We start from the raw sequence: 14,118 nt of genomic DNA, 5'->3' as shown, positions 1-14,118 counted from the left end.
ATGACTGAATTACTTCAAAGCCTCAGCACACAAAACGAGTTCGTTGCTCGCCACAATGGACCAAACAAATCTGACCAACAGAAAATGTTGGAAGCGATCAACGCAGTTAGCCTAGATTCGCTTATCGACGAAACCGTACCAGCACAAATTCGCCTAGAGCAACCAATGAGCTTGGCAGAAGCGAAAAGCGAAGCAGACATGCTGGCAGCAATGCGTAAGTTCGCCGATCAGAACCAAGTTAAACGTACATTCATTGGTCAGGGTTACTACAACACCTTCACGCCGAACGTGATTCTACGCAACGTGATGGAAAACCCGGGCTGGTACACTGCTTACACCCCTTACCAACCAGAGATCTCACAAGGTCGTTTAGAAGCACTTCTAAACTACCAACAAATGGTGATGGATCTTACTGGTATGGAAATCGCGAACGCGTCATTGCTCGATGAAGCAACGGCAGCAGCAGAAGCGATGACACTTTGTAAGCGTGCGGGTAAAAGCAAGAGCAACGTATTCTTCGTTGCTGACGACGTTCACCCACAAACCATCGAAGTGGTAAAAACTCGTGCGAAATTCATCGGCTTTGAAGTCCTAGTTGGTTCTCTAGAATCACTACCAGAGCAAGACGTATTCGGCGCACTAGTTCAATACCCAGGCACAACAGGTGAAGTTCGTGACCTAACGGACATCATCGCAAAAGCACAAGCGAACAAAACGCTAGTAACCGTAGCGACTGACCTATTGGCTTCTGCCCTACTGAAACCTGCGGGTGAAATGGGCGCAGACGTAGCAATCGGTTCAGCACAACGTTTTGGCGTGCCGATGGGTTACGGCGGTCCACACGCTGCTTTCATGGCAACGCGTGATAAGCACAAGCGTACAATGCCTGGTCGCGTTATCGGTGTTTCTATCGATACCAACGGTAACCAAGCACTGCGTATGGCAATGCAAACGCGTGAACAGCACATCCGTCGTGAAAAAGCGACTTCAAACATCTGTACTGCTCAAGCACTGCTAGCGAACATGGCGTCTTTCTACGCGGTTTACCACGGCGCAGAAGGTCTACGCACGATTGCTCGTCGTACGCACCACATGACAGCCATCCTAGCCGCTGGCCTAACTAAAGGCGGCTTCGAGCTTGCTCACAACAGCTTCTTCGACACCATCACTATCAACACAGGTGCACAAACTGAAGACCTATACGCGAAAGCACTAGCCGCAGACATCAACCTACGTAAGTTGGGTACTCAGCTAGGTGTGAGCTTCGACGAAACCACAACCGTGGCAGATGTAGAAGCCCTATTCGCAGTATTCGGTGTGAAAGAAGAAGTCGCAGCACTATCAACTGAAATCGCAGGCAACGAGTTTGCAGCCATTCCAGAAGCATTGCGCCGCACAACAGAATATCTAACACACCCTGTGTTTAACACGCACCACAGCGAAACACAGATGATGCGTTACCTAAAACAGCTAGAGAACAAAGACTTCTCACTCACGCACGGCATGATCCCACTGGGCAGCTGTACGATGAAGCTGAACGCAGCAGCAGAGATGATTCCAGTAACTTGGCCTGAGTTTGGTTCGATCCACCCGTTCGCACCAGCAGAACAAGCAGCTGGTTACGCAGCACTCGCAAAAGATCTTAAAGAAAAGCTATGTGAAATCACTGGCTATGACGCATTCTCACTACAACCAAACTCTGGTGCATCGGGTGAGTACGCTGGTCTTATCGCGATTCAACGCTACCACGAAAGCCGTGGCGAAGGTCACCGCAACGTATGTTTGATCCCAAGCTCTGCGCACGGTACTAACCCTGCGACAGCATCTATGGTGTCAATGAAAGTGGTTGTGGTTAAGTGTGATGAAGAAGGCAACATCGACATCGACGACCTAGCAGCGAAAATCGATAAACACAAAGACAACCTATCAAGCATTATGATCACTTACCCTTCTACGCACGGCGTTTACGAAGAGAAAGTGAAAGAAGTGTGTGAAATGGTTCATGCCGCTGGTGGTCAGGTTTACCTAGACGGCGCTAACATGAACGCGCAGGTTGGTCTAACATCACCAGGCTTCATCGGTTCAGACGTTTCTCACCTAAACCTACACAAAACCTTCTGCATCCCGCACGGTGGTGGCGGTCCGGGTATGGGTCCTATCGGTGTGAAATCTCACCTAGCTCCTTTCCTACCAGGGCATATTGAAGACGGTGTAGAAGGCGCAGATTTCGCAGTATCAGCAGCAGATATGGGTAGCGCTTCTATCCTACCTATCTCTTGGGCTTACATCGCAATGATGGGCGAAGCTGGCCTAACAGATGCTACAAAAGTAGCTATTCTGAACGCAAACTACGTGATGGAAACACTTCGCCAACACTACCCTGTTCTTTACCGTGGCAAAAATGGCCGCGTAGCGCACGAATGTATTATCGACATTCGTCCGCTGAAAGAAGAAACAGGTATCAGCGAAGAAGACATCGCGAAGCGTCTAATGGACTACGGTTTCCACGCACCAACTATGTCGTTCCCTGTAGCGGGCACGCTAATGGTTGAGCCAACGGAATCGGAAGATCTAGAAGAGCTAGACCGCTTCTGTGATGCGATGATCGCTATCCGCGAAGAAATGGAGAAAGTGAAAAACGGTGAATGGCCACTGGATAACAACCCACTTGTTAACGCGCCACACACACAAGTTGATCTTTCAGCTGAAGATTGGGACCGCCCTTACTCTCGCGAGATTGGCTGCTTCCCGTCTAAAGCGACCAAATCTTGGAAGTACTGGCCAACGGTAAATCGCGTAGATAACGTATACGGTGACCGTAACCTAATCTGTTCATGCCCAAGCATCGATAACTACGAAGATTAATTTTTGTAGAATCTAAATAAACAAAGGCGAACCGATTGGTTCGCCTTTGTTTTTGGTGTGCCGCCCTAACATTTGTTGATACATCGAGAAGGAATGATGGCTAGTTATTGTTTGCACAAAAGTGATTTAGAAATACAGTGACTTCTGAGAACCTTTGAATTAGCACTAATATCTCAGAGCCTTAAAAGCTTGTTGGAAACTCCTCATGAACACTATGTTATGCAGGTGCTGTATAGTTTCTCAGTTCAGTTGCAGTAAGTCCCACTTATTACCATAGAGATCTTGGAACACCACCACTGTCCCGTATTCTTCCACACGAGGCTCTTCATTAAATACAACACCATTTTTCTTCATCAACTCGTAGTCACGCCAAAAATCATTAGTTTGCAGAAACAGGAAAACACGACCACCTGTTTGATTTCCTACTGCATGCGTTTGCTCCGGTGTACTCGCTTGAGCTAAAAGTAGGTTTGTACCATTGGAGTTTGGAGGAGAAACTTGAACCCAGCGTTTACCACAACCTAGGTTGGTATCTTCAACCAGAGTGAATTGAAGTTTTTGAGTATAGAATTCGATAGCATCGTCGTAATTTTCAACGACTAGAGCAATGTTTCCGATTTGCTGCTGAACAGTTTTGGCCATGATGATTTCCGCTGTGTCAAAACGCTAATTGTACTCTATTTTGAGACTTTTCTAGAAAGCACATAACGCCTTGCAAATGTGTAAGGCACACAATACGAATGCTTACGCACGGCGCCTTTGTCACTAGAACCGACAAACAATATAGCTGCCACCAGTGTCGAATCTTGATTGAGCAACTTATTAAAGCCTTAGCTATAACTCAAGAGCAAATCTCTAACCTAATAAAGAAGGCTGCTCGTATACCACGGTATTATAGTTCTTCTAGTTTTCCCTTAGCTAAATCTTCTTGTTGCTTAAGGAACATGAAGAAGTTTGCCTCACTGATAAACGGGTTACCGCTTGTGCCGAGCTTCTTCCTATTTTCAAAAAGGAAATTTTTATGTGGATGGTTCGAAAGGTTAACGTTCACAATAGGTGCCTGTAGTGAAATTTTTCTAATTTTCTCCATGCTAGTCAGGAACTGGCCAATAACTTCTGGATCATTGCTACTTACGCTATGCCCACCAACGATAAAAGCACGATATTGTTCGCCATTATCTTCAACAGCGAAGTCTAAGGAATAATCACCTTCCGTGTGGCCAGGTGTGAGATAGAACTTAAACTCATGTCCACCAATAACCATAGAGCTATCGCTTTTTATCTCTATGTCTAAATTTGGAGGAAGGAACTTGTTCTCACCTTCGCTTTTGTTTGATTGCTGTATAGATAGTTCATGAGCGCTTTTGGTCATCACAACTTTGGAACCATACTTCTCTTGAAGTAACTGGGCGCCTCCAACATGGTCAGAATGCCCATGAGTTACCAATATGTGCGTTATTGGCTTATCTTTTAGCCCTAGCTTTTCTAGGTTGATAGGTATCCACTCAGAGTAAGGGAAATCAAGCGTATCAATGATAACCAGTCCGTCGTCTGTAGCAATGGCATATGATGAGACCCACTTGTCTCCTACATAATAGACATTATCAAACATTTGAAATGGTTCTACATAACCGTTCTTATCATTCATTGCTGGAACATATTGACTTAAGGAAGCAAAAGACGAAGCACTGAAAAGTAAACCTACAATAATTTTTTTCACGAAATCACACACAAATATATCCTTAATAATTTCTTATAGAACCTCGCGGATGAGAAAGCTCTAAACGATTTTCAGACGCAAATACAACTGCAAATACTTTCTACTTAGCTTTAGTTTTAGCTGACCGAATCACTTGTAAACTCGAATCCCATTAACTGCCTATGTATTCATGATTCTTTTAGAGGTTAAATAAATGAACTCAATTGAAGCAGAGTCATGAAGCTTCAATTGAGGTTACCGGCACAGCACAATGTGATAAACCTCTTTCAAGCAAACATTTGAATGCGATTTTTCCAATTTAAGACATGTTCAATAAATGCATCAACTCTTGCAGGCCTTTTATCGCGGTCTCGATACATAATGAATACTTCTTTACCCGAGCATTGCCATTCTGGCAACAAAGGCAGCAGGTTATGTTGATCATGATTTAGCTCATGAAAGTAATAGGTTGGAATCCACGCAATTCCTAAACCATGGATGACGGCGTCTCTAACTAGCAGTACATCATTTGAAGTGAATTGAAACTTTAGCGGATGATCAAATGTTTCATTGGTGATTTGATTAACTAATTTCCATTGGCTGTCGTTGTTTACCGTAATTAGGCGATGATGAACAAGTTGTTCTGGATGGGTAATCGGTTGGTGTTGTTCTAAATAGCTTCGTGATGCACAAAGCGCAAATGGAATCGACCATAATTTCTGAGCAATCCAGTCTTGTTCAATAAGATCACCAAGACGAAAACTAACATCGACACGGTTAGATACAAGATTGATTTTTTCATTCTGTACATCTAAATCGATACATATCTTCGGATGTTGCTCTGCAAATTCATAAACGCACCGCTTTAACCACATCTGTGTCATGTTAATTGGCGCTGATATTTTGATCGTTCCGCTTAAAGACTGACGCTCAGTCGCAATTCTCGATGTCACATTATTTAAGCTAAGAAGTAACGGCTCACAGAGTTGATAATATTTTTCGCCATCAGTTGTTAACGCAAAGTGGTGTGCACTGCGGTTAAATAGTCTGCAATTTAAGTTTATTTCCAGCCTTTTTAACTTCCGGCTTAGCGTGGCTAACGGGACATTAAGACGCTCAGATGCTTGTGTTAGGCTTTGATAGCGAGCAACAGAAACGAATAACAAAAGGTCATCCAAAGAGTGACGTTCCATATTTGGGATTAACCCTCTTAAATTTGGCTATTAAAAATCAAATATGAAATATATAGCATTATCGCGTCAAGTTAATTTTTATCAGGAAGATCTATGTCTAAGCATTTATCAATTTGGTGCGGTGTTGTTGTCGCTATCTTTTTTTGGTCTAGTAACTTTAACGTAATAAAGGCTATTAATAGCGATGTCTCTCCTTTGGATTCAGCGACGTTACGATTTTCCGTTGCAGCTTTAATACTCTTACTGATAAGAGGAACTAAACGCTCTCCATATGGAGCCAAACTCACACGAAAAAGTATGTTGTCGTTGTTTGTTATAGCAACCGTGGGTGTAACTATCCAAAACTTCTCTATTTTCTCTGCAATGAGCTTTACTACCCCAGTTAACGCAGCGGTTGTTCAGGCAAATCTACCACTTGTCACTATCTTGTTGTCGGGCTTTATTCTCAAAACTTCCATTTCGGTTAAAACTATTTTAGGTGCACTAATCAGTTTTTGTGGAGTGGTAATCGTCATTACAGGGGGAAATATTCATTCTATTAGCAGCAATAGTAATATTGGTGATCTATACATGTTATTTGCTTTAATTAGTGGGTGTTTATACACAATTCTAGCGAAGCGTTTAACATCTCATATCCCAGTAACTCAGCAGTTACGTTGGGTGTTAAGTATTGGTGCCATTCAAATGGTCGCTATAGCGATGTACCACGGCGACTTTAGCCGTAGCTTAAATGCCATAACATTTAAAGACCTAGCATTAATAGCTTACATGAGCCTGTTTGGAACTTTGATTGCTTATTACTTTTGGATGAAAGGCGCTATCGTTCTTGGTCCAGATAAAATGTCTCCATTATTTAATATTATGCCGGTATTCACTCTACTGATTTCGTCCATTTCTGGTGATCAGGCTCAATGGGAAAATGTTTTAGGCGTCTTTATCGTTGCGGCTGGTGTGTATATAGGTAACTCAGCACCTTTTGCTCGTTTACGGAAGGTGGTGGAGTAAAAATAGACGCCAACCTTAAGTCGCATTATTTAGAGCAATACTTTGTTAATTGGCATAAGTTTTCTTGGTTTCCAATAGGTACATTTTTTCGCTTTCGTCGTTCACTCTTTTATCTAACTTTATTGAGTGCATGTCGAAAATCTTCAATCTTTTGCTAAGAGCGTTTTTTACTATGTAAAAAACAAAGGAGAATGACCATGAAAAAACGACTCAAATATATTGAAGTAGCGCCAAAAGCAATAGAAATCCTATACGCTCAGGAAGCTTACTTCCATGAACAATTTAGCCAATCAGAAACTATGAACATGATCATATGGGAACTGGTTAAGTTACGCATATCGCAAATCAATCAATGTGCATTTTGTATCGACATGCATAGTAAAGATGCGCTTAAGTTAGGTGAAAAGCCGGAACGCATATGGGGGCTTAGTGCATGGAAAGATATGCCATTCTACAGCGATGCAGAACACGTTGCACTAGGTTGGGCTGAATTACTAACTGCTGGCCTACCAGTAGATGATGATACCTATCAGCTGACCTTGAATACCTTCGGAGAAGAAGCTATGGTCAACCTAACAATTGCAATCAACGCGATCAATAGTTGGAACCGAATAGTTAAGGCATTTAAGCCAAAGGTTGGAGTCTATAAACCTCGATAATTCTATTTGACGGTTCTTACTTGTAAGCCACTGCTTATACCTCAACTTAATAGGATGAAAAGTACATGTGTATCACTTTCTCATTTAAGTTGAGGTTAAATAGGATGATTCATTTGAACTTAGAATTTGATATTTTAAAACCTCAAAAGGCTTTAGCTGGCTATGTTCAAGCCATTTGGTCAGCATCCGTCAAACCTGATACGACGCAAACCGTACGTAAACAATTACTCAGTGATGCTGGTACAGGTGTGGTATTCATTTTACAGAATGAAGTACAAATGGATGGTGAGTGGCAAACGCCAGGGGTTGTCCTACTACCTATAAGCATTCTGGCACATCAGGTCTGCCTACCGCCAGGTGCGGTGATGACTGGCGTACGCTTTCATCCTGCTGTTAGTTATCAACTATTTGGTAAACGTCTAGAACAGCTATTGCGGATTCAAGACGACCACCCTTTGGCTTCTTCTGCGCTAGCAACATTTGAGTCTCTGCAAACAGCGCGTTCGCCATATGCAAGGATTTCTACGTTATATCGCTGGGTTCAAACACTGATTGACGAATATGAACCGCGGTATGTCGGCCACATTATTGACCAACCTACAGGGACCATCAGTCAGCGCCAGAGAGAGCGCAATTTTCAGAAATGGTTGGGGATTACTCCTAAACATTACCAACGCATTAAACGAGTTAAGCACACTTTAGAGCAACTCCGAGCGCAACCCGATCTTACTTTATCGGAGTTGGCGCTAGAGCAAGGTTTTTCCGATCAAGCACACATGACTAGAGAGTGTAAGCAGATTGCGCGCATGACACCGAAGCAGTATGTCCGAAAGAGAAACCTCTAAACCTTATTAGCTTTCTACATCAAACCCAATTGATTCAGAATCGACCATATACTTGTTACAATGTTCGATCATATATCACCTACTTTTTCGATCGCTCATTCCAGCTTGATGTGAGTTGGTTAGCTCGCTTTTGATGCCGCGTGCCGCTCTACCATAAACGCGATCGCTTCTTCATTTAAGCAAGATTTGCTGATGTATTGGCGTTGTTTACCAAGGTGAAGGATAAAGCCCAAATCAGTTTGTTCGAATTGGTCGATATCATTGATAGCTAGGTAGAGTTGGTAATCATGCTGTTCAACACGGCCACAGTATTCAGTGCCTCGGTCAGTCAAATTCTCGGTATTAGCATAGGTCGAGCTCCAACGTTGAAGTATTCTCTCTGGGTGCTTTTCTAAGGTTGTTAGGACTTTTCTTACTGGCTCTAGTCAACTAAAGCTTGTACTTGCCTATCTGTCATCGGACTCTCAGCATCCTTTAACACCGCCCAACGAAGAGCTTTTTGCATGTCATTGTTTTTCGAGCGTCATCAACAGCCAGTGTAATAACTGCACAATATGGAACCAGTCGAGAGTAACATTCGCTTTCGGAAGCTCATCTTTGACACCACTCCAACCTGCCCAGGCACATCGATGAGCTTTATAGTGAACTCGAGGTATTTTCGCTGTGATATAGCAATGGTGCTGAAAAAGTTGAGATGGCGCCATGTTTTATCGGTTATAAAAAAACAACCATTTTCGCGGTAGCTATTGTTAACTGGTCTTCATGATAAGAATTCAGAATGAGACAATGAGTATGCAAGCTTACGAAATGGACGTGGATAGGTACTTTAACGAATAGCTCGGTATTTTTTTGCCAGAGGGAGTCTACTTATGTTTACCCCATGAAAGTAATAGACATGTCATTTACATTATTTTTTAAAGTATGCCTAGATATAAGCTTTGACATGACTTATTTTTGAGAATTGGGGCGGTCCTAGGCTAGCACTTGAGAGCATTAGGACATAGTATCGTCTCACGCGTGGATATGGGTTGACCTATGTACAATATTGGTAAACAAATGACTAAAATACTGGTTTCCCTTATGAGTGCCACAATATTATTGCTCTCAACAGGTTGTAACGCAGATATGTTTAATTTCTTCAAATTAAAAAAGTTTCAATACATACTTAGCTCAGAGATCACTGGTCGCTTATACTTAGACGGGAAAGCGTTTACTAGCGAGGTAGTTTATCTACACACGGCTTTTTCTAAAAACCGTTATATCACCGAGACAATTACGTCAGAAAATGGTTATTTTCATTTCCAACCTACATATCACTATCAGACGTTTAAAGAACCTGCCCTTCATGAATCCTCTAGCTACATTGGTATTTACATTTTTGTAGATGGCAAAAAATACTACTTACTAGAGGCTCGCTTTTCTGACGTGAAACCCTATGAATTTATTTCAGATAATCTTCTTGATTTAAGTTGTGAGATTAATTCGGACGAATATCGTTACTTTTTTAAAAATAAATTTGTTGAGAATGGCCTCGATCTTGAAATTATTAGTAGGTGTGATTTGAAAGGATTTTCTGAAAAAATATTACTAAATAAGGACACGTAATGGCAAAGTTAACACCAAAAATGGCTTCAGAAATAGCGGATATTCCTTACAAAGCTTATGAAAATAATGGCCGTTTTATCATGCCGGGCAAAAACAGTTTTTCAAATCACTTTTCTTTTTCTGAAGATGATGTATTTGATGGTTTTACAGGCGGTGTAGCGGGTTTATCCAATGTACCGGTATTGCGTAAAGTTATCCCTGGCTTGATGAGAACTTCAGAGGCGTTTGCAGTGGTTGGCACTGGTAAAGGTTCTACATTTGAGAATGAAATTGTCATTTCAATTCGAGGAACACAAAATGCTAATGACTGGATCACAAATGCGAATATAGGGGTGAAAGGATCACCAAACGGTTCGCCCGCTCATGCTGGTTTCAACAATTGTTTTCAAAGTCTTAGCCCCAAGTTGAAGCAGTATATTATGCAGATGAATCCTAAACCAAAACGTATACATTGCGTTGGGCACAGCTTAGGTGGAGCACTCGCATCACTTTGCGCTGATTGGGTGCGTAATGAGATGAAGGTCAGAACCACCTTATACACCTTTGGCGCTCCTAGAGTTGGTCTGGAAGCATACGCACGCTCATCGGAAAAGCTAAACGATGGTGTTTATCGATGTACGCATGGTGCTGATCCTGTACCCAAAATACCGCTTTGGCCATTTATTCATGCTCCAATCTCAACAGGCGAGTACCGCTTGGACTCTGGCACTGGGTTAAGCATATCAGCCCATTTGATGGCAAGAAACAAAAATCCGGGTTACTTAAACACTGCTTCCTCGGATTCTTGGGGAGCGTTGAAGAGGAAATCGAATGACCACTTATTTACCCCTATCCGTCTAAAGTATGAGCAACGAAATCAAGCTTCTTTTTCGGAGTATTGGGCCGATAGAATACAGGGCGCACTTATCACCTATTTGAAAGATGTGGCTCTTTTGTCAACGGTAACGATTCAAGCAGGCGTGATTGCTGGCTTGACCTTTTATGATTGGCTTTCAAGAAAGCTAGAAGCCGTTGCTAAATCATCTAAGCGCAATGAAGAGCAACTAAAAGGCTTATTAGGCCATATGCTTGTTTTTGCCGGTCACTATGGGACCATCGTTGAGGATCTATCCGCCCGATTCATTAGATGGGTTTTCGAAAGAACCATTGGACGACTAGTCAGAGTATCTAAACAAGCGATATCGTTGCTAAGTTAACCTAACCATTGCAATGGCATAGTAACGTGAATGCTTAGTTAGAGGTGAACTCGTCACCTCATAAGTTAACTGGTGACATTGACATAACGCCGCTAAATGGGATTCTTATTAAGCACTTTTTAGATGAAACTTTCTAACCAAATCGGGTCGCGATTTATCAAAACGAATTTGAAAATAATGAATTTTTCACTATTTTCAAATTCGTGATTAGGAGCCAAAATGTAGGTTTACAGTTTCAACTGTTTTTGGATTTCTGTTGGAAAAGTAACTTAAACAATTGACATTAAATAGATTTAATGGGAAATGGCTCTTACAAAACCCGAACTGCGCCCCCTTCCAAGCTGATGATGATGTAGGTTCGATTCTCGCTGTACACTCCATTCTCATAGGCTACTTTACCTAAAGCTTCGAACGCCTCCCATGGGGCTCGAATCGCAATTCCATGGATAGCCCCCTCAAATCGAATAAGTTTCTTCCGCATAGAAGTTACCTTTAGACGCATAAGTCCAACACTGGCCACATGAACTTTATTAGGGAAAACCCAACAAACTAACGAATGTCAAACCTTTGCCGAACATAGTAATCGAGCAAAAATGCTCTAGAAGTTGGCGTCATCACTGTAGGCTCACAATAAACTATCTCATTGTCACTTTTTTGGTTCAGTTTACACACTAACTCCGCAGCACACTTAAGGAGTCCATATACTGGAAAGACGCAACCAGAAACACCGAGTGTAGTGGTTCAGATTTTGAGCCTGAATCAGAGCTACCCCATAAGCATCAAACTCTAAGATCAAAAAAGCAAACCCACGGACTCGCTTTTTTGTTAGCTCGCTTTTGATGCCGCGTGCTGCTCTACCATAAACGCGATCACTTCTTCGTTTAAGCAAGATTTGCTGATGTATTGGCGTTGTTTACCAAGGTGAAGGATAAAGCCCAAATCAGTTTGTTCGAGTTGGTCGATATCATTCCAAGCGAGGCTGCGGTCAACTTTACCGCTTTTGTAGCGTACGCCATCTGCATTCACTTCAAACACCACTTTACTGCCGCGACTTGAGCTGATGGTTTGACGCCACAGCCACCAAGTTCTTTTGAAGTAAACGCTGCACGCTTCAATCACACTCAATACGATAAAGAACCAACCGACGTAACCGTTAGGTAGCAGTTCAAACTCCAATAAAACCACACCAAAAATTAGAAAGAGGATCCCTTTCAAATACGCTTGCGGGAACTTAACTGGCTGGCTAGTTTGATCATAACACTCAGCAAAAAATGGCTTGTCGAGTGTGTATTCTGTAGTGAATTCGAAATCTTTAGACATGTATGGTTACTTCAAGGCTTCTGTAAATGAGTATTCTTGGTTGCACTCTTGCAACGCGAGCATTGTAGCGCTTCTCTGGCTTTATCTTTAGCCCTTTTGATACTGTTTTGTAAATCAATGATAACGAAACATTAGAAGACCTCGGTGCACTCGCCAAGATCAAACAAGGCGAACCATTTGGCTCGCCTTGTTAATTAATGACCTATATGACTTATGAGGTTTTCTACTTTAGAGGGTCGTTGTCTGGCAATGCACTGTGTATCCAGACTGCCAGTCGGTGTTTGATGCTTGCGCCGTCTAGCTTGCTTTCCGGTAATGGGGTGATCTGTTTGGCATCAACCAAGAATAGGTAAATCGCTTTTACTCTTAGAGGTTGTGGTGACTGAGGAAGGTCAAAGCCTTGTAGCTTCGCCATCTTCCCACCAATCTCTAGTGCCTTCTTAACCAGTTTGTCTTCATTGTGAAGTTTGGAGCTTTTTGACATTGATAAATCCTCTTCTTCGCTTCAATTAAGAATACATGAAGTGTCGCGTATGGCGTGTTAGTAAGCTCGCATATTGATAAGTTTATGCCTTCTTACCGAGTAACTGATTGAAAAACGACCTTAATTCGTCATCACCAAGATTGAGCAGGTAGTCACCAATATACCATTCAACAATCGATTGATTTGGATGTGCCGTGACTTGCGGGTTACCAAACCAAATGCCCTTTTCCGTGGCAAACGTGTGTTGGAGTTCTTTCAACTCTTCGCAGCTAAATGGCAGGATAAGGTGCAACATGTTTGCTTGAGGCTGGGTTGGTCTCACCGCCAAAGATGGGAACTCTTCAATGATCTTGTAGATCTGTTTTGTTCGCTCAAACAGAGCCGGCATTTGTGACAACCTTTCATCAAACTGCATTGCCGCAGACACCACATAAGGTGTTCTGTGATAGAGGTTGCCACCTTGCCGCTTCATCCACATTGAAGCCAGTTCAATGAACGACTTTGAGCCAAGCAACATAGATCCGCCCATGCCGTTGATGCCTTTGTAAAGTGAAACATAGGTCGTATCAAAACCAGCGGCGATCTCGCGGTATTCTTTCTGATAGTAAGCTGCGGTTTCCCAAAGTCTTGCGCCATCCATATGGAGATGAATTTTGTTTTCGGCGCAGTACGCTTTGATTTCTTCCAGTTCTTGCCATGAAGGTAGCTGACCACCAATTTCTCGCATCGGGAGTTCATAAAGAACGGCTGCGATTTCATCCGGCCAAGCAGTGAGATCCTCAAGCTTCCATGTTTGATAAGGGTTCCCTACTGGCAAAATACTAAAGCGATGTTGAAGCTGATAGCCTTGTTTTTCATGCACCGGAATATGGCTAGATGCGTGCATGGCGACAATAGGATTACGCTTTTGTCTTGTGACAATTTCAAGCACCGTTGGCTGCGTCATCGTCCCTGTTACAACAAAAAGCCCTGCCTCGTAACCCAGCAGATCGGCAACCTTTTGCTCGAACGCTTGAATCGTTTCTCCCTCACCGTAGACATCGTGATTTACGTTGTTCTCTTCGCACCACTTTGTCATTTTCGCAAAGTGTTCGGCTGGAGAATCTTCTTTATTACCAGAGAGATGGATATGACAAAGCTGTTTTAGGTGGGCACTCATTGTTCTGTCCTTTGAATCAAAGCTTCAACAATGTAACTTGTTAAAACGGAGGCGTAAACTGCATTTTCGCGATGTATTTTCTGCGTAT

At 42.6% G+C, this 14,118-nt stretch carries 14 protein-coding genes and 1 pseudogene; 6 read left to right on the top strand and 9 right to left on the bottom strand.

Going from position 1 to position 14,118, the window contains the following annotated elements; genetic code table 11:
• Nucleotides 1-2,865 carry an aminomethyl-transferring glycine dehydrogenase gene (gene gcvP / locus IJ23_RS13520; protein ID WP_033906528.1) on the top strand — a complete coding sequence of 955 codons (2,865 nt, stop codon included), beginning with the start codon at nt 1-3 and terminating at the stop codon, nt 2,863-2,865.
• A 240-nt stretch (nt 2,866-3,105) separates the two neighbouring features.
• Here the strand turns inward: gcvP and IJ23_RS13515 are convergent, their stop codons facing one another.
• The 3 genes from IJ23_RS13515 to IJ23_RS13505 all read right to left on the bottom strand — a co-directional run bounded on the left by IJ23_RS13515 (nt 3,106) and on the right by IJ23_RS13505 (nt 5,757).
• Nucleotides 3,106-3,507, bottom strand: a complete 402-nt coding sequence (locus IJ23_RS13515) for a VOC family protein (protein ID WP_005376435.1) — start codon at nt 3,505-3,507, stop codon at nt 3,106-3,108.
• Nucleotides 3,508-3,757: 250 nt separating this feature from the next.
• On the bottom strand, nt 3,758-4,585 hold the full coding sequence (locus IJ23_RS13510) for an MBL fold metallo-hydrolase (RefSeq protein ID WP_235213038.1): 828 nt from the start codon (nt 4,583-4,585) through the stop codon (nt 3,758-3,760).
• 266 nt (nt 4,586-4,851) lie between these two features.
• Nucleotides 4,852-5,757 carry a LysR family transcriptional regulator gene (locus IJ23_RS13505; protein ID WP_033906526.1) on the bottom strand — a complete coding sequence of 302 codons (906 nt, stop codon included), beginning with the start codon at nt 5,755-5,757 and terminating at the stop codon, nt 4,852-4,854.
• Nucleotides 5,758-5,850: 93 nt separating this feature from the next.
• Between IJ23_RS13505 and IJ23_RS13500 the strand changes: the two genes are divergently transcribed.
• The 3 genes from IJ23_RS13500 to IJ23_RS13490 all read left to right on the top strand — a co-directional run bounded on the left by IJ23_RS13500 (nt 5,851) and on the right by IJ23_RS13490 (nt 8,266).
• Entirely contained in the window at nt 5,851-6,762 is a 912-nt protein-coding gene (locus IJ23_RS13500) for a DMT family transporter (RefSeq protein WP_033906525.1), read from the top strand.
• Nucleotides 6,763-6,959: 197 nt separating this feature from the next.
• Entirely contained in the window at nt 6,960-7,421 is a 462-nt protein-coding gene (locus tag IJ23_RS13495) for a carboxymuconolactone decarboxylase family protein (protein ID WP_033906524.1), read from the top strand.
• Nucleotides 7,422-7,525: 104 nt separating this feature from the next.
• Nucleotides 7,526-8,266 carry a helix-turn-helix domain-containing protein gene (locus IJ23_RS13490; protein ID WP_172563782.1) on the top strand — a complete coding sequence of 247 codons (741 nt, stop codon included), beginning with the start codon at nt 7,526-7,528 and terminating at the stop codon, nt 8,264-8,266.
• Nucleotides 8,267-8,385: 119 nt separating this feature from the next.
• Here IJ23_RS13490 and IJ23_RS13485 read toward each other — a convergent pair.
• Nucleotides 8,386-8,538: pseudogene (locus tag IJ23_RS13485) on the bottom strand (YcxB family protein); the annotation flags it as partial.
• Between the two features lie 234 nt (nt 8,539-8,772).
• Nucleotides 8,773-8,970 carry a transposase gene (locus IJ23_RS25825; RefSeq protein WP_033906523.1) on the bottom strand — a complete coding sequence of 66 codons (198 nt, stop codon included), beginning with the start codon at nt 8,968-8,970 and terminating at the stop codon, nt 8,773-8,775.
• Nucleotides 8,971-9,322: 352 nt separating this feature from the next.
• On the opposite strand from IJ23_RS25825, the gene IJ23_RS13475 reads away from it, so the two are divergent.
• Nucleotides 9,323-9,871, top strand: coding sequence for a DUF6795 domain-containing protein (locus IJ23_RS13475; protein WP_033906564.1), 549 nt, complete (start codon nt 9,323-9,325; stop codon nt 9,869-9,871).
• Nucleotides 9,871-11,067 carry a lipase family protein gene (locus IJ23_RS13470; protein ID WP_033906522.1) on the top strand — a complete coding sequence of 399 codons (1,197 nt, stop codon included), beginning with the start codon at nt 9,871-9,873 and terminating at the stop codon, nt 11,065-11,067. Before IJ23_RS13475 ends, IJ23_RS13470 begins: the two co-directional genes overlap by 1 nt.
• Before the next feature lie 310 nt (nt 11,068-11,377).
• Here IJ23_RS13470 and IJ23_RS25420 read toward each other — a convergent pair whose 3' ends face one another.
• The 4 genes from IJ23_RS25420 to IJ23_RS13455 form a co-directional block, all read right to left on the bottom strand.
• The gene (locus IJ23_RS25420; protein WP_162564176.1) at nt 11,378-11,548 is read right to left on the bottom strand and encodes a hypothetical protein; all 171 of its coding nucleotides are present in this window, start codon (nt 11,546-11,548) and stop codon (nt 11,378-11,380) included.
• Nucleotides 11,549-11,892: 344 nt separating this feature from the next.
• Entirely contained in the window at nt 11,893-12,387 is a 495-nt protein-coding gene (locus IJ23_RS13465) for a YcxB family protein (protein ID WP_033906521.1), read from the bottom strand.
• A 223-nt stretch (nt 12,388-12,610) separates the two neighbouring features.
• Nucleotides 12,611-12,871 (bottom strand): DUF5062 family protein, encoded by a 261-nt coding sequence (locus IJ23_RS13460; RefSeq protein ID WP_005376453.1) that lies wholly within the window; start codon nt 12,869-12,871, stop codon nt 12,611-12,613.
• Between the two features lie 82 nt (nt 12,872-12,953).
• Nucleotides 12,954-14,030: a threonine aldolase family protein gene (locus IJ23_RS13455; protein ID WP_033906520.1), complete on the bottom strand. Its 1,077-nt coding sequence runs from the start codon at nt 14,028-14,030 to the stop codon at nt 12,954-12,956.
• Between the last annotated feature and the right edge of the window lie 88 nt (nt 14,031-14,118).

It is taken from the genome of Vibrio sp. OY15 (genome assembly GCF_000742455.1).
Taxonomy (GTDB): Bacteria; Pseudomonadota; Gammaproteobacteria; order Enterobacterales; family Vibrionaceae; genus Vibrio; species Vibrio alginolyticus.
Note: the sequence above shows the minus strand (reverse complement) of the source record. Positions and strands in the feature narration are given on the sequence as shown.

Excerpts from the sequence above, each read along its gene's own strand:
- IJ23_RS25420 (WP_162564176.1), bottom strand. The coding sequence starts at position 11,548 with ATGCGGAAGAAACTTATTCGATTTGAGGGGGCTATCCATGGAATTGCG.
- IJ23_RS13465 (WP_033906521.1), bottom strand. The coding sequence starts at position 12,387 with ATGTCTAAAGATTTCGAATTCACTACAGAATACACACTCGACAAGCCA.
- IJ23_RS13505 (WP_033906526.1), bottom strand. The coding sequence starts at position 5,757 with ATGGAACGTCACTCTTTGGATGACCTTTTGTTATTCGTTTCTGTTGCT.
- IJ23_RS13500 (WP_033906525.1), top strand. The coding sequence starts at position 5,851 with ATGTCTAAGCATTTATCAATTTGGTGCGGTGTTGTTGTCGCTATCTTT.
- gcvP (WP_033906528.1), top strand. The coding sequence starts at position 1 with ATGACTGAATTACTTCAAAGCCTCAGCACACAAAACGAGTTCGTTGCT.
- IJ23_RS13490 (WP_172563782.1), top strand. The coding sequence starts at position 7,526 with ATGATTCATTTGAACTTAGAATTTGATATTTTAAAACCTCAAAAGGCT.
- IJ23_RS25825 (WP_033906523.1), bottom strand. The coding sequence starts at position 8,970 with ATGGCGCCATCTCAACTTTTTCAGCACCATTGCTATATCACAGCGAAA.
- IJ23_RS13455 (WP_033906520.1), bottom strand. The coding sequence starts at position 14,030 with ATGAGTGCCCACCTAAAACAGCTTTGTCATATCCATCTCTCTGGTAAT.
- IJ23_RS13475 (WP_033906564.1), top strand. The coding sequence starts at position 9,323 with ATGACTAAAATACTGGTTTCCCTTATGAGTGCCACAATATTATTGCTC.
- IJ23_RS13470 (WP_033906522.1), top strand. The coding sequence starts at position 9,871 with ATGGCAAAGTTAACACCAAAAATGGCTTCAGAAATAGCGGATATTCCT.
- IJ23_RS13460 (WP_005376453.1), bottom strand. The coding sequence starts at position 12,871 with ATGTCAAAAAGCTCCAAACTTCACAATGAAGACAAACTGGTTAAGAAG.
- IJ23_RS13515 (WP_005376435.1), bottom strand. The coding sequence starts at position 3,507 with ATGGCCAAAACTGTTCAGCAGCAAATCGGAAACATTGCTCTAGTCGTT.
- IJ23_RS13495 (WP_033906524.1), top strand. The coding sequence starts at position 6,960 with ATGAAAAAACGACTCAAATATATTGAAGTAGCGCCAAAAGCAATAGAA.